This window comes from Thalassospira sp. MCCC 1A01428 (assembly GCF_002115825.1).
GTDB lineage: Bacteria > Pseudomonadota > Alphaproteobacteria > Rhodospirillales > Thalassospiraceae > Thalassospira.
Genome location: NZ_JFJZ01000012.1, coordinates 60495 through 78110 on the forward strand (window position 1 = coordinate 60495; position 17616 = coordinate 78110).

Genomic DNA, 17616 nt, shown 5'->3' on the forward strand with positions numbered 1-17616 from the left:
GTGGCCCTCTATGCGATATAGCTTATGGAAATATTGGATTGCGGGACGGCGATAACGCCGATATCCGCGTCATAAATTTTTTGCAAGGTGCCTGCTTGCATGAAATTTCGGGCATCGCCTTGCCAACAGGTTTGGCCGTGACGCAATGCCAGAATATGGTCGGCAAAGCGCCCCACCATGTCGATATCGTGCAAAACGGCAATAACCGTTAATCCAATGGTGTTTTTCAGGTCTGACACCAGATGTAAAATGTCGCGTTGATGACCCACATCAAGTGCGCTTGTCGGTTCATCAAGTAGCAGGATCGGCGCATCCTGCGCCAACAACATAGCCAACCATACCCGTTGGCGTTCCCCGCCCGACAAACTTGCGACCAGCCGGTCGGCGAAGTTTTCAATATGCGTCAGGGTCATCGCCCGGTCGATCTTTTCGAAATCGACCGGGCGGTAACGGCCAAAGGCACCGCGCCATGGATAGCGGCCAAACCCCACAAGTTCCCGAACGCTAAGATGTGGCGGGACCGTCGGGTTTTGCGGCAAATAGGCAACTTTGCGGGCGAAATCGCGAATGGAATGATCTGTCAGTGCCTTTTCGCCCATATGAATATCGCCGCTAAACTGGCGGTATTTCCGGGCGAGAATTTTAAGAAGGGTGCTTTTCCCCGATCCATTATGCCCGACAATGGCCGAAAATGCCTGCGTTGGAAACGACACAGAAATATCCGACAGCAAGGTTTTTGCGGCTTTGCCTTCGGTGCGGAAGCCAACATCTTTCAGATCAAACATCGCATATTAAACTCGGTTGGGCATGGCGGTATCGCGGGAAACCGGCGCATGGGCGCTATCAGCTGTATTTGTGAGAATGCTTATCAATAACGCAAGTTAATTGCAACCGAGTTGCGATTGCAGCAGTGAGAAGGTGGCAATCCGCCCTTTATCTTATTTTATGTCTTTTATAAATCCGAAGGCCGCGCTAGCAATGGATTGACGGTATGGTGATGTGCCGTAACGTGCGGGCGCACCTCATGGTAGCGGGCATGTTGTTTAAAACCAAAAAACCAAAAAATCAGGGAAACGCGATGACGCAAATCCATACCCCGTTACAGGATATTCGTTGCCAACTGGGCGAAGGTCCGTTTTGGAACCAGCAAAATGCGACTTTATATTGGGTGGATATTATTGGCAAAACGGCCTTTGGCTGGCAACCGGCCAGTAATGATCTGCAAAGCTGGCACTTTGACAGCGTTATTTCGGCAATTGTGCCGCGCCAACAAGGTGGATTTCTGGTTGCCTTGCGTGACAAGCTGGCTTTTTTCAATCCGGCAGACGAAACAGTAACGCCTTTTGTCGCTCCGGATGGCGATCACCGTCAGAACCGTTCCAACGAGGCCCGGGTAGATCCGATGGGCCGGTTTTGGCATGCAACGATGCAAAACAATATTGGGCCGAATGGTGAAGACGTGGCCATAACCGAGCATACCGGTACATTAAACCGCGTTGACGTCGATGGCACGGTAACCCGGTTTGCCGAAAATATCGGTATCTCCAATACATTGTTGTGGTCTGCCGACGGTACAAAAATGTTTTTTGGCGATACATTGGCAAATCGTATGGATGTCTATGATTTTGACATGGCAACCGGTGACGCTACCAACCCGCGCCTGTTTTGTTCGGTCGAGGGATATGGCGGTATGGATGGCTCTGCGATGGATAGCGAAGGGTATATCTGGAATGCCCGATACGGTGCGTCCTGCCTGATCCGGTTTAATCCGGCGGGGGAAGTTGATCGTATTATCGATTTACCAGTGACCAATCCTACAAGTTGTGTTTTTGGCGGACCGGATATGACCATATTGTATATTACGTCGGCCGCAGCTGGTACATCGGCTGAACGGCCCCTTGAAGGGGCGTTGCTGGCAATTGAAACCGGTATTGTTGGTATGCCGTGCCATGCTTTTGCCGGCTAGGGGCCAGATACGATCATTATTAACAGCAGGTTAAGAAATGTTGACGGGAAGTACTATTTTTCACGTGGCAGTTTTGTAATGTTTTAGAAAAGAAGCGATTTTACTGTTTTTTGGTCTTGGTTTTCTTGTCTTTTGCGATCACCATTAGAGGCGGGTCTAAAAGAACGAGCAAATCCGAGGACAAAAATGAAGATCTCACCTTTCCGATGGGACAAGGTGCGCGCTGTTATGGCGCTGGTTGCGGTTTTAATGATTGCAGCTTGCGGTTTTTCAGTGCCACGAACAGATACAATTGCCGGGACGGTTTCCTATCGCGAACGTATTGCGATGACCCCGTCAAATATCCTGACGGTAAGGTTGCTTGATGTTTCACGGGCGGATGCTCCCGCGCGGGTGGTTGCATCCCGGTCGCAACCGGCAACAAACCCGCCGATGTCTTTTGCGCTACCATATCAGACAGCAGACATTGACCCGGCACATCGCTATGCGGTTGAGGCGATTGTAACAGACGGGGCGGGTAATAACCTGTTTCGGAATGAAACATCCTATCCGGTTTTGACGGGGGGAAACCCCGATGCGGTAAACATTGATGTTATGTTGCTGCGTCAACAGCCCGGTGTAGACAAATCGCATGACGAAAAAAAATCAGCGACAGATAAACTGACAACGCAGATCGACAAAAGCCTGTCGAAATATCGCAAACTTGTCGGGCAACACGCGGGGAACGATGGTGAAGGCAGTTTTGAAGCGTATGTCACGGAAAACGGAACACCGGTTCTGATCCGCCAAACCCGCGATCTGGGGGATTACGGAAAATCCGATGTTGCGTTTTATTTCCGCAAGGGGGCTTTGTTGCGCTTTGACGAGCGCGCGACACGGGCCAATTTTGGAAGTACCGTCGCAAATGCCGGTGCCAGTGCCGACGGACTTGAATATGAATTGCAGCTTGATTTTGCCAAAGGCAAATATCAGACCGGTGAAAAGCGTATTAACGGGCAGATCACGGCACCGGATAAACACGAAATCAGCGGTGCGCAAACCCAGGCAAAACTGGTGCAAACCCGGCTAAAAGCAGAACTGGCCGCCACTGAAATGTCGGAACCTGATGGACGGCAAACCTTTGTTTGCGACAATCAATCGCGGTTTTATGCGACCTTTGACCAGGAAAAACATCAGGTCCGGATCGAGTTTTTAGGGCGAGATCCCCTGTATTTGCCGCAAAAGCGCACGGCATCGGGCTTTCTGTACGGCAATGACGATTATACATTGCAGGGCAAAGGCCAAAATGCCACATGGTCTTCGTTGGCAAATGAAAGCAAAACCGGGTGCAGTGTCTCGGCTGAAATTGCAGGATTGATCCTGGCGCCCGGTGATTTCCCCGTTGTCAACGTTGCTTCCTTGATGCAGGCGGACAATACGGAATGGACCCGTTATTTCGATGATATGATGCCCGCGATCAAGGCATGCCTGCAACGCCCGGTGGGCGATTTGCCATCTGTGTTAAAGGCATGGCCGATGAGCCACGGCACTATCGGGGTGCGAACAGTTAATATTAATGGCGGGCGCTATGACTGTCTTGCTCCCTCGACAGGGTTGGGGGACATCCATGTTGAAGCCGTCGAGGGGCCAACCAACATTTTACCTGGCGAACGCGATGTTCTGTTTACACCAGCATCGGGCGCGTATCCGGCGGATGATTGTTATCAACATAAAAAGCTCGAAAAAGACGGCGTTTTTGTCGGCTGGTTGTCACGCAATGCCTGCGGTAGTTGATAAACACGGCAATTAACTGTCCGGCATTAAAACGCGTGTGCGACGAAACTCACCCCCGAAAGTTGGATATCAACCTTCGGGGGTTTTTATTTTTAATAACGATTGGGTTGTGTGCGTCTGTTGCGCAGGAAACATGTTGGTTAAATCACAAGGCCGCCTTGCTTTTGCCAAGTGGGCGAGACCATTGGAGCGAAACGGAAAATTGGCGTTATTGTTTTGCTTGGTCCCGATTTCCTTAAGGTGTATCGGGATTAAATTGTGACTTCATTTTTTGCACAACGACATGCGAAATTTCCGCTTCAGCATTTCAGCATCAGGGGCGGTTTCCGAATGGAAAGGGTGGGGCAGCCCTTGCGTTGCTGTTTTTATGAATAGTGCCTTGTGCGGTCCCCGGTAAGTAGCAGGGCCTGATTATCCGGTGTGAAAAATTACCATGTCATTCATGACACCCTTGGAAAAGACATAAAATCAGGTACTTGTTTTCTCTGATCTCATCCTGAATGGTGCACATCGATGTGAATTTATTATAAAAGGTCAAGCTGCCTGGCTGGAAGCCCCTTGCTAAACGTTCCCGTCTGGCTTGATGTTGCAAAGCGGTTCGCAAAAGTTTGTGTGATGTTGTTATGGTTTTGCGATGCTGCAGCAGGCATCTTTGAAAGCTGCGATGATGTCGGCGGGGTAAGTTTATATTCTGCGATCCGTCCCTTGGCAGGGGTGCCGTAATATTCACCCTGGGCATCAACATATCGTGCCGACAACATACCGGCCCGGATAAATTCGTTAATTACCCGCGATACATTGGCAAGGGTCGGGGACCGGACCTCTTTTAAAAAACTGTCTATGGCACGTTCGCGGGCCTGTTTCATTTCACCATAGGTCAAGCGACCTTTGCTATGGCTCGTTTCAAGCTGCAACAGATATTCGTCAAGCTCTTTTTGCCGGTTTACAAGGCGTTCTGCCCGCGCCTGATTGCGGGCGGGGTAAGCATGGCTTCGGTCTACCGCCGCGGCCAGTTCGGCCCGGCTGGCATCGATCTGGCCGTTTTCACGAGCATGGGCCAGTAATACTAGAATAAGGGCGCTGGCAAAGCGGGGGCGGGTACTTTGTTGTGCTGCGGCCTGAAGCCGGTCGAGATAAGGATTTTGCATGTTCTCACCTTGAAAACCTAGCTGAATCCTAGAGTCGGGCCATCTGCAATGCAAGACAAATCGTGAACATTTTAGGGTGTCATACCCGGCATCGTTACGGTACAGGCGTGACATGGATGCAAAGTATTTGTTCTGAAATGCTTGTGCCGATTGTGTTGGTGCCGGGTAAGATGCGTGACCTATGCCATTTCTAACGGACAATCAATTTTACTTGCCAGTTCCGGGGCGCATTGCTGGTCGGTGCAAATCATGTCAAACTGGTCCAGTTTGGCGAAAAGCATGGGTTTGATGACGTTAAACTTGGTCGAATCAACAACAAGTATCTTGTTCGCCGCCGTTTCTAAAACAGCCTGTTTGATATCAACCTCATGCGGGTTGGAACAACTCACCCCGCGTGTGATATTGACCCCGCCCGCCGACATAAACGCTGTATTGATATTCAGGTTTAAAATGGCATTCACACTGTTGCTATCGGCGAAGGATGCAGACGAAGCATGGTACATGCCGCCCAGCATGATCACCCGTAATCCGGTTTTTTTGCACAGTATTTCGGCCACATTAATTGAATAACAAACCACTGTAATATCGCGATTTTCCGGCAGGGCATTGGCCAGATAGGGGATCGTCGTGCCACAGTCGAGAAAAAGGGTGTCGCCGGGCTTAACATGACGTGCTGCGATCTGGCACGCTGCCCGCTTAAGGTCGGTATGTTCCCCCCGTTCCCGGTCCATAATATAACCAAGGCCGCCCGCTGCTGGCGACTTAAGGGTTATGTAACCGCCGAGATAGGTAAAGGTATTGTCGCACGCGGCAACATCACGGCGCACGGTCATTTCCGACACGCCAAGCAGATCGGCGGCATCCTTTAACCGGATAACATTGCTGACCTCAAGGCTGCGGGTCAGTGTTTCTATTCGATCCAGCGATTTGGTCGACATTCAGTCTCCGTTCATGGCAGTACCAGGCAATGGTTCATATGATCTTATTGGCACCTTGCAGGCACGCATAAAATCAGATTGGCACAAAACAATTTGTGCCAGGGGTGTGTTCTGCCAACAAAGCGGCGCGACCTGGCAGGAAATTAAATGGTTAGGTTCTACCAAAGTATGTTTTTGGCTTGACCTGATGTTAGTCGGATGACAGGATCATTTCAACAAATGTTATAAAATTAACAAAATGGTTGTGAACATTGTTCAAAACCAAGGGAACCGTCGAAATGTCAAATGGTCAGAATCCACTCGCTGCACGTGACCTTGCAGCTTATATTGATCACACTCTTCTGGCCGCAGATGCGACGCCTGAGCAAATAATTTCCTTATGTGCCGATGCGCGCACTCATTCGTTTAAGGCTGTGTGCGTTAATCCGATTTACGTGCCGCTGGTTGTGCGTGAACTGGCAGAAACCAGTGTTTTGGCCTGTTCGGTTGTTTGTTTCCCCTTTGGCGCAGACCCGGTGTCGGCCAAAGTTGCTGAAACCCGCTGGGTTGTTGAACAGGGCGCTGGCGAAGTGGACATGGTTATTGCCCTTGGCCTGCTTAAAAGTGGCGATACCGATGCCGTACGTGCCGACATTGCGGCAGTTAAGGAAGCCTGTGGTGATGCTGTTCTAAAGGTTATCATTGAAACGGCCCTTTTGACTGATGAGCAAAAGGTGCTGGCATGCGAGCTTTCCAAACAGGCCGGTGCCGATTTTGTTAAAACATCAACCGGTTTTGCCGGTGGCGGTGCCACGGCGGAAGATATTGCTTTAATGCGTAAAACCGTTGGCCCGGATATTGGGGTTAAGGCATCGGGTGGCGTTCGTACCACGGAAGATGCCTTTAAAATGATCGCCGCAGGTGCATCGCGCATCGGTGCCAGTGCCAGTATCAAAATCATCGGTCAGTAAATAGGTTAACAGGCAGGGGTTCCGTTCAACCTGCCGGGTTATTTACCTGTCTTTTTAACGGATTGCATAAATCGCATCCTTGCGGTCTGTGCCAATAAGATGCAGAAAACTGCCAGACAAAAAACTGATTTAATTTGGAGGTAACAATGAACAAGTTTCTTTCGTCGCTTCTCGTCGCGGGGGCCCTGTTTACGGGGGCTGCACACGCCGATGAAGCGGTAAAAACGCCGGACATCATCCAGAAATTCACATCGGAAGCCACTGGCAAGGAATATTCCATTGCCACCGTGGTCAAGGTTGATGGTATCGCCTGGTTTGACCGTATGCGCGAAGGCGTTAAACAGTTTGGCGCAGATACCGGCCACGACACCTGGATGGTCGGACCAAGCCAGGCTGACGCAGCCGCACAGGTTCAGTTGATCGAAAATCTGATCGCCCAGGGCGTTGATGCGATTAACATCGTGCCGTTTTCTGTCGAAGCTGTTGAGCCGGTTTTGAAAAAAGCCCGTGATCGTGGCATCGTCGTTATTGCACACGAAGCATCGAACCTGAAAAATGCTGATTACATCCTTGAAGCATTCGACAACAAGGCCTATGGCGCCAAGTTGATGGAAGTTCTGGGCAAATCCATGGGTGGCAAGGGCAAATATGCTGCGACCGTTGGCAGCCTGACCTCCAAATCCCAGAACGAATGGATTGATGGTGCCGTTGAGTACCAGAAAGAACATTTCCCGGATATGGAACTGGTGACCAAGCGTCTGGAAACCTATGACGACGCCAACACCGATTATACCAAACTTAAAGAAACCCTGACCACTTACCCGGATCTTGCCGGTATTGTTGGTGGGCCGATGCCGACTTCTGCCGGTGCGGGCCGTCTGATTGCTGAACGCGGTTTGCAGGGTAAACTGCACTTTGCCGGTACGGGCCTTGTTTCGGTTGCCGGTGAATATCTGGCAAATGGTGACATTCAGTACATCCAGTTCTGGGATCCGGCCGTTGCCGGTTATGCCATGAACATGCTGGCTGTTATGGCGCTTGATGGCAAAGGTGATCAGATCAAGGCTGGTCTGGATCTTGGCCTGCCGGGTTACACCAAACTCAGCACTCCTGAAGGTGGCAATGCCAACCTTGTTTATGGTCAGGGCTGGGTTGGCGTGACCAAGGAAAACATGGACAAGTATAACTTCTGATTTCATCAGATGATGAAGGCGTCCTTTTGGGCGCCTTCATTTTATTTTTGAAATCGGGCCCTTTGTTTCACGTTGACGGGCTTGTCATGTCTGAAAATTTTATTGAATTGCGAAACGTCCGTAAGGAATTTGCTGGCGTTGTTGCACTTAACGATCTTTCGCTGACGATACGCAAAGGCGAAATTCATTGTCTGGCGGGCGAAAACGGGTCGGGGAAATCCACCTTGATCAAGGTGATGTCGGGTGTATATCAGCCTGATTCCGGCGAAATTTCCATAGATGGAAAAGCAGTCAGCCAGTTGTCGCCAATGGCCTCGATCGAGCATGGCGTTCAGGTTATTTACCAGGATTTTTCGCTGTTCGGCAATTTGACAGTTGCTGAAAATCTGGCGATGAACGTGCAATTACGCGAACAGCGCCATATCTTGAACTGGCGGAGAATGCGCGAAATCGCCAGGGAAGCGGTAAGCCGTCTTGGTGTTGAGCTGGACCTTGATACTGACGTTGAAAAACTTTCCACTGCCGGAAAACAGCTGGTCGCAATTGCCCGTGCGCTGATGTCCGATGCCCGTCTGATTATTATGGACGAGCCGACAACGGCCCTGACCGGCAAGGAAATTGAAACGCTTTTTCGTATCGTCAAGGATATCCAGTCGCGCGGTATTGCCATTTTGTTTGTTAGCCACAAAATGCGCGAAATGCTGGAAATAAGTGATCATATCACGGTTATTCGCAATGGCGAAAAAGTGGCCGATGGCCCGACGCGCGATTTTGACGAAGCCCTGATTACGCGCCATATGACCGGCCTGGACATTGTTTCCGAACCCTATATTTGGGATCGTGAAAAATACGGGCTGATGCCGGCACGTGTTGAAACCAGAAATCTGTCATTCGGGACGGATCTTGACGACATTAACCTGGCGATCAAACCCGGTGAAATTGTTGGTCTTTCCGGCTTGCTTGGGTCGGGTCGTACAGAATTGGCGTTGTCATTGTTTGGTATGATGCCGGGTTATCGCGGTTCGATCATGCTGAACGGGCAGGAAACATCGCTTGATACACCACAGGATGCGATCAAGGCAGGTGTTGCCTATGTGCCTGAAGACCGGTTAAGCGAAGGTTTGTTTCTGACCCAGGGGATTGACCGCAACATGCTGTCGACCAGCTATGAAAAGCTGGCGCCAGGCTTGCTGATTGACCGTAAAAAGGCCGAAGACTGGGTTGATACCATGATCCGCGATATGCAGATCGCAACGCCCACCGGCAAAAAACTGGTCAAGGAACTTTCCGGCGGGAATCAGCAGCGCGTGGTCATTGCCCGCTGGCTTTTAACCCATGCCAAATTCCTGATCCTTAATGGTCCTACTGTTGGCGTTGACGTGGGGTCAAAGGCGGAAATCCATCGTATCATTCGTGAACTGGCCCAAAAAGAAGGGCTCGCCGTGTTGATGATTTCCGATGACGTGCCGGAACTGGTCCATAACTGTAACCGTATTGTCCTGATGCACCGTGGGGCCTTTGTCGAGGAAATGGCATCTGTCGATACCTCCGAAGACCAGATCAGTGACAAGCTCAAGAACTTAACGTGAGGAAAAACTCGATGGCCTGGTTTCAAAAATCAGAGGTGGTCATCGCGGGCATTCTTGTGCTTGCCATGGTCATTATCGGGCTGGTCAACCCCGCCTTCTGGAGCCTGGACAATATGTTCAGCCTTCTGCGCAGCAATGTCATTATCGGCATTATGGCGTTGGGGGTTTTGCTGGTGATGATATCGGGCGGGATCGACGTTTCTTTCCCCGCCTTTGCCGTTGCGGCAATGTATCTGACCGTCAAAGGCATGATCTATTTCAACTATGACGGCGTGGTTCTGCCTTTTGTTGCGGCTGCGACAATGGGTGCGCTGTTTGGATGTTTGAATGCGTTTTTTGTGTACAAATTTCGCATGATTCCGCTGATCGTAACATTGGGTACGGGCAGTATGGTCCGTGGTTTTCTGTTGGGCATTGTTGGTACCAGCATGATCAACATTAACAAAATGCCCGATGCCCTGATCGATTTTGGTAAATCCGACATCGTTAATATGGTCAAAGCCGACGGAACCACTTATGGCTTGACCGCGATGATCCTGGTTTATTTTGGTCTGGCCGTCGCCCTGCATCTGGTGCTGCGCCATACCACGATTGGCCGTGGGGTTTATGCCCTTGGCGGCGATCCGGAAGCAGCAAGCCGGGTTGGTTTTAACATTCGTAAAATCACGTTTTTCATTTATTGCGTTGCCGGGGCATTGGCAGGTTTTGCTGGCCTGCTTCACAGCGGCATGATCTGGCTTGCCAATCCCCGCGATTTTGTCGGGCTGGAACTTGACGTGATTGCGGCTGTCGTTCTGGGCGGGGCTTCCATCTTTGGCGGGCGTGGTTCGGTTCTGGGCACCATGCTGGGCGTATTTATGCTGGTGATGGTTAAAAACAGCCTGATCATTATGAAAATCGACACCACCTGGCAGCGCGTCGTTGTCGGTGTCATCATTGTTATTGCCACTGCCATCACGGCTTGGCGTGACCGCCGTGCGAACGCGTGAGGAGGCCGATATGAAACGTCAAATGGATTTTCGCAGCCTGCTCAACCGGGACAATAACATTGTTCAGCTGATTGCAATGACGATCCTGATCTTTGTTGTCATGACAGCACTTAGCCCGGACAAGTTCCTGCGGTATTATAACTTTGAATCCATCACCTACATTTTTCCCGAACTGGGCCTGTTGTCGATAGCGATGATGATCGCAATGTTGACCGGCGGTATCGATTTGTCCGTCATTGGCATTGCCAATCTGTCGGGTATTTTTGCCGGGGTGATGTTTAAAAAGTTTGCCACCGATGCCGGTGTTGCCGATACCGGTTTTGGTATTGTGCTTCTGGGGGCGGTTATTGCGCTGGGCACAGGGCTTGTTGCCGGGGCATTAAACGGGCTTTTGATTACGCGGCTTAAAATTACCCCAATTCTGGCAACCCTTGGCACCGGGCAAATCTTTACCGGCCTTGCCATTGTCATGACCGGTGGTCCTGCCATTGTGGGCTTTCCCAATGCCTGGGCCTTTATTGGCAACGGCAAAATTCTGGGTCTGGCAACACCGTTTGTACTGTTTATCGTTCTCGCCTGCCTGATCGCTTTCATTTTGCGTCGTACTACTTTTGGCATCAACCTGATGCTGATCGGGACCAATCCCAAGGCGGCATTGTTCGCCGGTTTGAAACGCGAAAAAATGGTCCTGATGAGCTATATGCTGACCGGGGTTATGGCCTCTATTGCCGGGATCATCCTTTCGGGGCGGACCAATGCAGCAAAGTCTGATTATGGTACATCCTATCTGTTGCAAGCCGTGCTGATTGCCGTTTTGGGCGGGACAAACCCGGCTGGTGGCCGTGGCACCGTTCTGGGTGTGTCAATTGCGGTTGCGGCCTTGATGCTGTTATCCAGCGGATTTCAGATTTTACGGTTTTCCAACCATTTGATCGATTTTATCTGGGGCCTGTTCCTGCTGCTGGTTATTGCCATTAACGCCTATAAAAACCGTACACGTTAAGGGATGCAGAAAAGATGAGTGTTTCGACCCAAATCAATCTGCGCAAAGACTATTTCGGTGATGCCGAACAGGTCATTGCGGCCCATGGCAACATGTCGGCAAGCCTGTTTCGGTATGAAAGCGGGATAGAGGCTGTTCGTTTGAAAAACGGGCGCGGTCATCTGGTGATTTTGCCCTATATGGGGCAAATGATCTGGGATGCTGTGTTTGATGGCGTTGATCTGACGATGCAAAACATGTTTCGCATGCCACGCCCGGCTGAGGTGATTGTTGGCACCTATGGCTGTTTTGCGTTTCATTCCGGTCTTTTGACCAATGGGTGCCCCGGGCCAACCGATACCCATCCGTTACACGGTGAAATGCCCTGCGCCCCGATGGATAATGCGGCTATCGAATTTGGGTCTGATGACGAAGGGGCCTATATGGCCATCACCGGCACGCGGGAATATGTCATGGGCTTCGGTGCTCATTACGTCGCCCGTCCTCGTGTGGTTTTGCGGCCGGATGCCACCCTTTTTGATATTCAGATGAATGTTGAAAATCTGTCGGGTGCGGCCATGGACCTGATGTATATGTGTCACGTCAATTTCGCGTTCTGCGAAGGTGGCCGTATCATTCAACCGGCAAAATTCACGCCCGATGAAACCATCGTCCGTACCGAGGTTCCGGCCCATGTGCCGCGGAACCCCGATTATGATGCCTTCTTGCAAACGCTGGCCGAAAACCCGGCTGCAATGGAAACCATGAGCGAACCGCACCGTTACGATCCGGAACAGGTGTTTTACATTCGCAATGGCAAGGCCGCTGCCAACGGCGACACATCCTATATGATGCGTCGAACCGAAGGGGATGCCTTCCATATTACCTATAATTCCAATGACTTCCCCAAAACTGTGCGTTGGGTTATGGCCAATCAGGACCAGAAGGTATGCGCGTTTGCCCTGCCGTCAACCTGTGAACCCGAAGGTTTTACCGCCGAGCAGGGCAAGGGCAATGTGATTTCGCTGCCAGGTGGCGAAAGCAGGCATTATTCCGTACGTCTTGGCTATCTTACCCGTGCCGATAGCGACGCGGCCGAACAGGCGATCCGTTCGCTGTAAATCAGGAGAACTATCATGGCAGGCAAAATTGCCATTGTCGGCAGCAATATGGTCGATCTGATCACCTATACCGATCGGATGCCGTTGCCAGGCGAAACCATCGAAGCCCCGCGTTTTGAAATGGGCTGCGGCGGAAAAGGGGCCAATCAGGCCATTGCAGCGGCCCGCCTTGGTGCCGATGTGATGATGGTGACCAAGGTTGGCGATGATATTTTTGCCGATAACACCATCCGTAACTTTGAAACGTCTGGCATCGATACCCGGTTTGTAGACCGCGTTCCCGGCACTTCCAGCGGTGTTGCCCCTATTTTTGTCGATCCGTCGGGCGAAAATTGCATCCTGATTGTTAAGGGGGCTAATGCCGAATTGTCCCCCGCTGATGTGGATCGCGCTGCCGATGCATTGAAGGAATGCGACCTTATTCTGATGCAACTCGAAGTGCCGCTGGAAACGATTTATTACACCATCGCTTTCGGCGCGAAACACGGCATTAAAACACTGGTCAACCCGGCTCCGGCCCCCGCCGATCTTGATAGTACCAAAATCGAACAGGCAACGTTTCTGGTGCCGAACCAGACGGAACTTGCAACGATTTCGGGCATGGAGGTCAATTCGCTGGCTGATGCCGAAGCCGCAGCACGCAGCCTGATCGCACGCGGTGTTAAAACCGTGATTGTGACTTTGGGCGGTGATGGCGCGCTTTTGATTGATGGTAATAACGAAGCCGTTCATGTTGATCCGGTATCAGTCAAACCGGTTGATACAACCGGTGCAGGCGATGCCTTTATCGGTAGTTTTGCGCGCTATTATGTCGAAAGCCACGATATCAAGGCTGCCCTTAACATGGCTGTGCGTTATGCTGCCGACAGCATCACCCGCCCGGGTACGCAAAAGTCTTATGCGACTGTCGATGAATTTTCAAAATTCTGTGATGCTCTTTAATCGTCACGTTTAAATATTAAAAGCGGGTTCTGCATGGCAGGGCCCGTTTTTTAATTTTGTTAACCCGTCAGCATGTTTTCGACCATTTCCGATAGCCAGCGGGTAATTTGGCGACGTGCAGCTTCGTTGTTAAAGGCCAGTTCGTGGTCAAACGAATATCCGCCTTCACTTTCAACATTTGCATTATTGATATGCCCTGCAGACGCAGGAACCGTTCCGTCACCGTTGGCTTTGGCAGGCTGTATTTCTGCGACATGGCTTGACCGGGCACCGTTTTTAAAAACGATTTTTCCCCGGTAATTGTCTTGATACGTCACCCCGGTTCGCAAGACCTCCTGTGGGGGGGCATCGCCATTGCCAGGCAGGGTGAACCGTGGATCGCGGACTTTCCAGTTTACATCGTGCCAGCTTTTATGCTGCTCGGAATCTCCGTAAAACATCTTTGTCTGAGAATGAAAGCCGGACTGTCCCAATTCCCCGGCGAAACTTTGCGCAACAGCAAGATGCGATCCATAAGCATTTAACGCCGCATTCTTGTCGCCTTCGGGGTTGATTAGTTCCGGCTTTACCAGCCGCCACCAGTTTCCGATGTCGCGGTAAATTTCGTCAAACGGGTTGGCAGATGGCAGCTGTTTTAATGTGCCGCCATTTTCATCGGTGATTTTTAACCAGTTGGCGCCGTAAAACTGGTTCGGAAGTAGTTCAAGTCCGCCAGGCATGTTCGCTAAAAGGGCTGTCACTTGTGGTGCATTCCGGCCAAGGATAAAGGATGAAACGCCTTCAAAACCTCCTTTCAACCGTTTATAGGCCGCTGCAGCACCGTATGTTGGCATTGCACCGTGAATAATGGCGTGGCAGTTGGCATCCCCACCAAATGATAAAGCATAGGATCGACCGACAAGGCCCCCCATTGAGTGTGTGATGATTATAGGGTCGAGGATTTTTTTATCGCTATTGGCCCATGCCTGCCGGGTGCTTGTTTTGGCCTGTGTTACCGTTTTTGCCAGTTTTTGGGCGGCATTTTTATTGTCGTCGCTCCAGTTATAAGGATGCGCCCAAACCTCGGTTGTTAGGTCGCTGCATTCCGCAGGCAAGGGAATTATGCCCGGCAGGTTATATTCCAGCCAGCGCAAGAACCCTCCATATGACCCCCAGGCAACACCACCCCAGCCCCGATTCAGTTTTTCGTCCACCAAATGCTCGGCGACGCGATCCTCAAGGTCATCACGGGTACCAAAATGCACCGAAAGAAAACGGGACGAAAATTGTTTGCCAGGGGGGCCGATCATGCGATTTCGGCGCTCTGCTGCATTGGAAAAACCCCAGTTCCAGGCGGTCGATGCGATATGCTTAACCGACCGAATATCTTCTATTCGGGCCAACCTGTGCCGTGCTGCACTTTCGGTATGCGGGCCAGGGCCGCCGGTATAACCAAAACGCCTTATGTCTTCGTCATCTAGTTTCGGGTCACTGGCCCGGGACCGTTCGGCTTTGTTCGGTGATGTTGACGGTGGATCCCATACAATTTTGTTACTTGATGTAACTTTCAGGCGCGACCCCATGATACCGGGTACAAAAACGATCGGTAACACGCAGGAACGTGGGCATTGCCGGGGATTGGTCGGGGCCATGTTATTGCTCCGTAATAGGGCGGACACTTTCAACAATGGTGTTCCAGAATGCCAGGTTGCGTTCCAGCGTGTAGGGTTCCGAATTTGGAAAGTCATTTTGCTTGAAAAGCTGCAGATTCACATGAAGGGCAGGCTCATTTGCCGACGGAGCTTTGATCGTTTCCAACCAGAAAAAGGTTCCGCTGTCGCGGGCGTGGTCGTTTGTCACTTCTTCCAGCGATTCTTGTGCTTTCATGCCTAGGAACGGGCGTTCCTTGGCGTGTTGTGGGTCCAGTGCCATTTCAGGTGCTTGTTCGGTATAGGAAAATTGCAGGCTGATGCCGTAAGGGATGTCCTGATCGGGCAGATTAAAACCTGCGGTAAAATCGGACCCTGCCATTGGTGGCATGGCAACAAATGCATCCGCAAGGCACGAACCGTCCATATCGGGAATGGACCCTTCTGCGCGGTATTGTGTTTTGGTAATGATGTTTTGAAGATGATGGCTGGCTTCATCAAAGTTGATATTGATGGCGCTGTAATCAAATTGAAAAACATGGTCATCGATACGGCTAAATGCGCGCATCTCCCACAACGTAATATCGCCAATCGTATTATATTTTTGACCGGAAATGATGACGTTCCGGTTCTCTTTTTCCCGATTTTCCAGTGGTGTCAGGCCTGTTTTGGCCGGTATCTGATTTTGACGGGCTATCGTTTCAAGATTAGTGTCGCCGGCAGGGTCAAGTAATCTGATCTCGACACCGTTTATGATGTCATCTCTGCCCTTCATGGTGAAGTCATTGGGTATGTCGATTAAATATCGCCCAATACAATAGGTTTTGACGGAAACATTGTTTGAATTTTCTGCCATTTCTGTCCTCGCCTTGTGGAACCGGGCATCCATGAAGAGTGTAACAACGATCAACCCGGTAACGATGAAAACGGATAAAACGATTTTTTTGACTGTCATCATGCGCTAACGGTCTTTTCAAGTTGGCGGATTTTGGTGGGCGCGTTGTTTCGCTTGTGCATCAGAATGTCGCGCTGCTCCGGGGATAACTTCCCCCCGGTAAGTTCGTTACGGATCAAGAAGACAAGAACATCATGAAGATATTGTGTTTTTGAAATGCCGCAGGTTTTTAGAAACGGGATTTCATTTTCCAGCAACTCCATACTGGCATCATCTGGCCCCGGGGCAGTGAACAATGCTTCACGGTGTGCTTCAATTATCAGGCGTTTTTCGGTTGAAACCTGTGTTTCTGTTTGTAGTTGCACAGTGTCAATCAGCGCGGCTGGTGTGACCGGTTGTTTTTTTGCTCCGGCAAGTCGTTTTTGATCGATGATAAATCTGTTTGCTGTGTCGGTCAGTGGGTCAATAGTTATGAAAGTAAGGGTTTTCGGGCATTGGGTAAATGTTGCCACATGGCTGGGTTTGCTTTCCATGCCGCGTAAAAGAGCGTTTAAAACCGGACCATCCCAAAAACGGAAATATACCCAGTCGTTTTTGCCACGGTTAATACGGGTAAACTTGCGTAAATGTTTGCGTAATTCGGTTAAGGTTGCCGCTGTGCGGATAAATATTCCTCCGGCGCGATCCCACAAAAACCATGGTTCTTTGCCACGGCTAAAAAGCTGTCGGGTAAAGCTGTTATTATCTTCTAGTTTAACCAGATAGGGCGCAACCTCCGCAAGCTCATTGGCCGTTTTTCCGTTGAAAAGGCATTGATATTCCAACCCGGATGATGACAATAATTCGCCAAGGTTGGCGATTTTGCCTGCATCAAGTACTGTATAGAGACGGGATGGGTTGTCATCTGTGTTGCCCGTGTCAGCCCGGTTGGCAAAAATGTTGGGGGTGGCTGGGCCAAAGAACCATTCGGTTAAGGCCTCTGGCAGGGTTTTGCGGGGAAATACGCCAAACTGTGCATCTAGCGGCTCAACACGATGCAATGTGTTTGTTACAATAACCTTCAGGGTTTTGTGGTCCCCCACGTTGTCATCCTGTGAGATCGGATTGTTCTCAATCAGATCCAGGGCGAAGGGGAATTCTGCAGAAACCTGTCGCGCCAAAACAGGGCCGGTACGGTCGCGGGCTTTTAAAACCATCCATGCCGGTGCGGGCATAATGTCGTCGACCTGAATAATGCCGTATCCGTAACGCTCCATGCGAAGCGATAGCATGTTTAAATATTGTTCTTCACTATCCGCCCAGATCGCAACCACGGCTTTACATTCTGTCGGGACTGCTTGTGAACCGAACACGGTTTCACCATTGTCGGCCGGTTTTGAAAAACGGCATGTGCCCAACCATGACTGAAATTCTTTTTGATCTGACTGTAATGTCACACGCGTCCCCTTTTTAGCAGGTCGGAGTGAAATTTGTTTAATTCAAAAAGTCATTTTCAGTCTGTC

The 17616-nt window shown here is 50.6% G+C and carries 15 protein-coding genes; 9 read left to right on the forward strand and 6 right to left on the reverse strand.

The window, feature by feature from the left end; all coding sequences use genetic code 11:
• Window positions 1–8: 8 nt before the first annotated feature.
• Window positions 9–785: an ABC transporter ATP-binding protein gene (locus tag THS27_RS11860; RefSeq protein WP_085591090.1), complete on the reverse strand. Its 777-nt coding sequence runs from the start codon at window positions 783–785 to the stop codon at window positions 9–11.
• A 293-nt stretch (window positions 786–1078) separates the two neighbouring features.
• Between THS27_RS11860 and THS27_RS11865 the strand changes: the two genes are divergently transcribed.
• The gene (locus THS27_RS11865) at window positions 1079–1966 is read left to right on the forward strand and encodes an SMP-30/gluconolactonase/LRE family protein (RefSeq protein ID WP_085591241.1); all 888 of its coding nucleotides are present in this window, start codon (window positions 1079–1081) and stop codon (window positions 1964–1966) included.
• A 186-nt stretch (window positions 1967–2152) separates the two neighbouring features.
• A complete protein-coding gene (locus tag THS27_RS11870) occupies window positions 2153–3739 on the forward strand; it encodes a YbaY family lipoprotein (protein WP_139835560.1) in 1587 nt (528 codons plus the stop codon).
• A 524-nt stretch (window positions 3740–4263) separates the two neighbouring features.
• On the opposite strand, the gene THS27_RS11875 is transcribed toward THS27_RS11870, so the two are convergent.
• Window positions 4264–4887 carry a hypothetical protein gene (locus THS27_RS11875; protein WP_085591094.1) on the reverse strand — a complete coding sequence of 208 codons (624 nt, stop codon included), beginning with the start codon at window positions 4885–4887 and terminating at the stop codon, window positions 4264–4266.
• Window positions 4888–5066: 179 nt separating this feature from the next.
• Entirely contained in the window at window positions 5067–5825 is a 759-nt protein-coding gene (locus THS27_RS11880; RefSeq protein WP_085591095.1) for a DeoR/GlpR family DNA-binding transcription regulator, read from the reverse strand.
• A 278-nt stretch (window positions 5826–6103) separates the two neighbouring features.
• On the opposite strand from THS27_RS11880, the gene deoC reads away from it, so the two are divergent.
• The 7 genes from deoC to rbsK all read left to right on the forward strand — a co-directional run bounded on the left by deoC (window position 6104) and on the right by rbsK (window position 13591).
• Complete coding sequence (deoC, locus tag THS27_RS11885) at window positions 6104–6775, forward strand: deoxyribose-phosphate aldolase (RefSeq protein WP_085591097.1); 672 nt, start codon at window positions 6104–6106, stop codon at window positions 6773–6775.
• A 146-nt stretch (window positions 6776–6921) separates the two neighbouring features.
• Complete coding sequence (locus tag THS27_RS11890; RefSeq protein ID WP_085591099.1) at window positions 6922–7968, forward strand: autoinducer 2 ABC transporter substrate-binding protein; 1047 nt, start codon at window positions 6922–6924, stop codon at window positions 7966–7968.
• An 86-nt stretch (window positions 7969–8054) separates the two neighbouring features.
• The gene (locus THS27_RS11895; RefSeq protein WP_085591243.1) at window positions 8055–9557 is read left to right on the forward strand and encodes a sugar ABC transporter ATP-binding protein; all 1503 of its coding nucleotides are present in this window, start codon (window positions 8055–8057) and stop codon (window positions 9555–9557) included.
• An 11-nt stretch (window positions 9558–9568) separates the two neighbouring features.
• Window positions 9569–10546 carry an ABC transporter permease gene (locus THS27_RS11900; RefSeq protein WP_085591101.1) on the forward strand — a complete coding sequence of 326 codons (978 nt, stop codon included), beginning with the start codon at window positions 9569–9571 and terminating at the stop codon, window positions 10544–10546.
• A gap of 10 nt (window positions 10547–10556) precedes the next feature.
• The gene (locus THS27_RS11905) at window positions 10557–11549 is read left to right on the forward strand and encodes an ABC transporter permease (RefSeq protein WP_085591103.1); all 993 of its coding nucleotides are present in this window, start codon (window positions 10557–10559) and stop codon (window positions 11547–11549) included.
• 14 nt (window positions 11550–11563) lie between these two features.
• Window positions 11564–12649: an aldose 1-epimerase family protein gene (locus THS27_RS11910; RefSeq protein WP_085591105.1), complete on the forward strand. Its 1086-nt coding sequence runs from the start codon at window positions 11564–11566 to the stop codon at window positions 12647–12649.
• A gap of 15 nt (window positions 12650–12664) precedes the next feature.
• Window positions 12665–13591, forward strand: coding sequence for a ribokinase (gene rbsK, locus THS27_RS11915; RefSeq protein WP_085591107.1), 927 nt, complete (start codon window positions 12665–12667; stop codon window positions 13589–13591).
• A gap of 59 nt (window positions 13592–13650) precedes the next feature.
• Here rbsK and THS27_RS11920 read toward each other — a convergent pair whose 3' ends face one another.
• From THS27_RS11920 to THS27_RS11930, 3 genes are read right to left on the reverse strand one after another with little or no spacing between them, the layout of a single operon-like run.
• On the reverse strand, window positions 13651–15222 hold the full coding sequence (locus THS27_RS11920) for a triacylglycerol lipase (RefSeq protein WP_085591109.1): 1572 nt from the start codon (window positions 15220–15222) through the stop codon (window positions 13651–13653).
• Window position 15223: 1 nt separating this feature from the next.
• Complete coding sequence (locus tag THS27_RS11925) at window positions 15224–16177, reverse strand: T6SS immunity protein Tli4 family protein (protein WP_085591110.1); 954 nt, start codon at window positions 16175–16177, stop codon at window positions 15224–15226.
• Window positions 16174–17550, reverse strand: coding sequence for a DUF4123 domain-containing protein (locus THS27_RS11930; protein WP_085591112.1), 1377 nt, complete (start codon window positions 17548–17550; stop codon window positions 16174–16176). Before THS27_RS11930 ends, THS27_RS11925 begins: the two co-directional genes overlap by 4 nt.
• Window positions 17551–17616: the final 66 nt, after the last annotated feature.

Bases quoted from the DNA above. Each gene is read 5' to 3' on its own strand.
- THS27_RS11890 (WP_085591099.1), top strand. From the start codon at position 6,922: ATGAACAAGTTTCTTTCGTCGCTTCTCGTCGCGGGGGCCCTGTTTACG.
- THS27_RS11900 (WP_085591101.1), top strand. From the start codon at position 9,569: ATGGCCTGGTTTCAAAAATCAGAGGTGGTCATCGCGGGCATTCTTGTG.
- THS27_RS11895 (WP_085591243.1), top strand. From the start codon at position 8,055: ATGTCTGAAAATTTTATTGAATTGCGAAACGTCCGTAAGGAATTTGCT.
- THS27_RS11910 (WP_085591105.1), top strand. From the start codon at position 11,564: ATGAGTGTTTCGACCCAAATCAATCTGCGCAAAGACTATTTCGGTGAT.
- THS27_RS11920 (WP_085591109.1), bottom strand. From the start codon at position 15,222: ATGGCCCCGACCAATCCCCGGCAATGCCCACGTTCCTGCGTGTTACCG.
- THS27_RS11870 (WP_139835560.1), top strand. From the start codon at position 2,153: ATGAAGATCTCACCTTTCCGATGGGACAAGGTGCGCGCTGTTATGGCG.
- rbsK (WP_085591107.1), top strand. From the start codon at position 12,665: ATGGCAGGCAAAATTGCCATTGTCGGCAGCAATATGGTCGATCTGATC.
- THS27_RS11880 (WP_085591095.1), bottom strand. From the start codon at position 5,825: ATGTCGACCAAATCGCTGGATCGAATAGAAACACTGACCCGCAGCCTT.
- deoC (WP_085591097.1), top strand. From the start codon at position 6,104: ATGTCAAATGGTCAGAATCCACTCGCTGCACGTGACCTTGCAGCTTAT.
- THS27_RS11925 (WP_085591110.1), bottom strand. From the start codon at position 16,177: ATGATGACAGTCAAAAAAATCGTTTTATCCGTTTTCATCGTTACCGGG.
- THS27_RS11875 (WP_085591094.1), bottom strand. From the start codon at position 4,887: ATGCAAAATCCTTATCTCGACCGGCTTCAGGCCGCAGCACAACAAAGT.
- THS27_RS11865 (WP_085591241.1), top strand. From the start codon at position 1,079: ATGACGCAAATCCATACCCCGTTACAGGATATTCGTTGCCAACTGGGC.
- THS27_RS11905 (WP_085591103.1), top strand. From the start codon at position 10,557: ATGAAACGTCAAATGGATTTTCGCAGCCTGCTCAACCGGGACAATAAC.
- THS27_RS11860 (WP_085591090.1), bottom strand. From the start codon at position 785: ATGTTTGATCTGAAAGATGTTGGCTTCCGCACCGAAGGCAAAGCCGCA.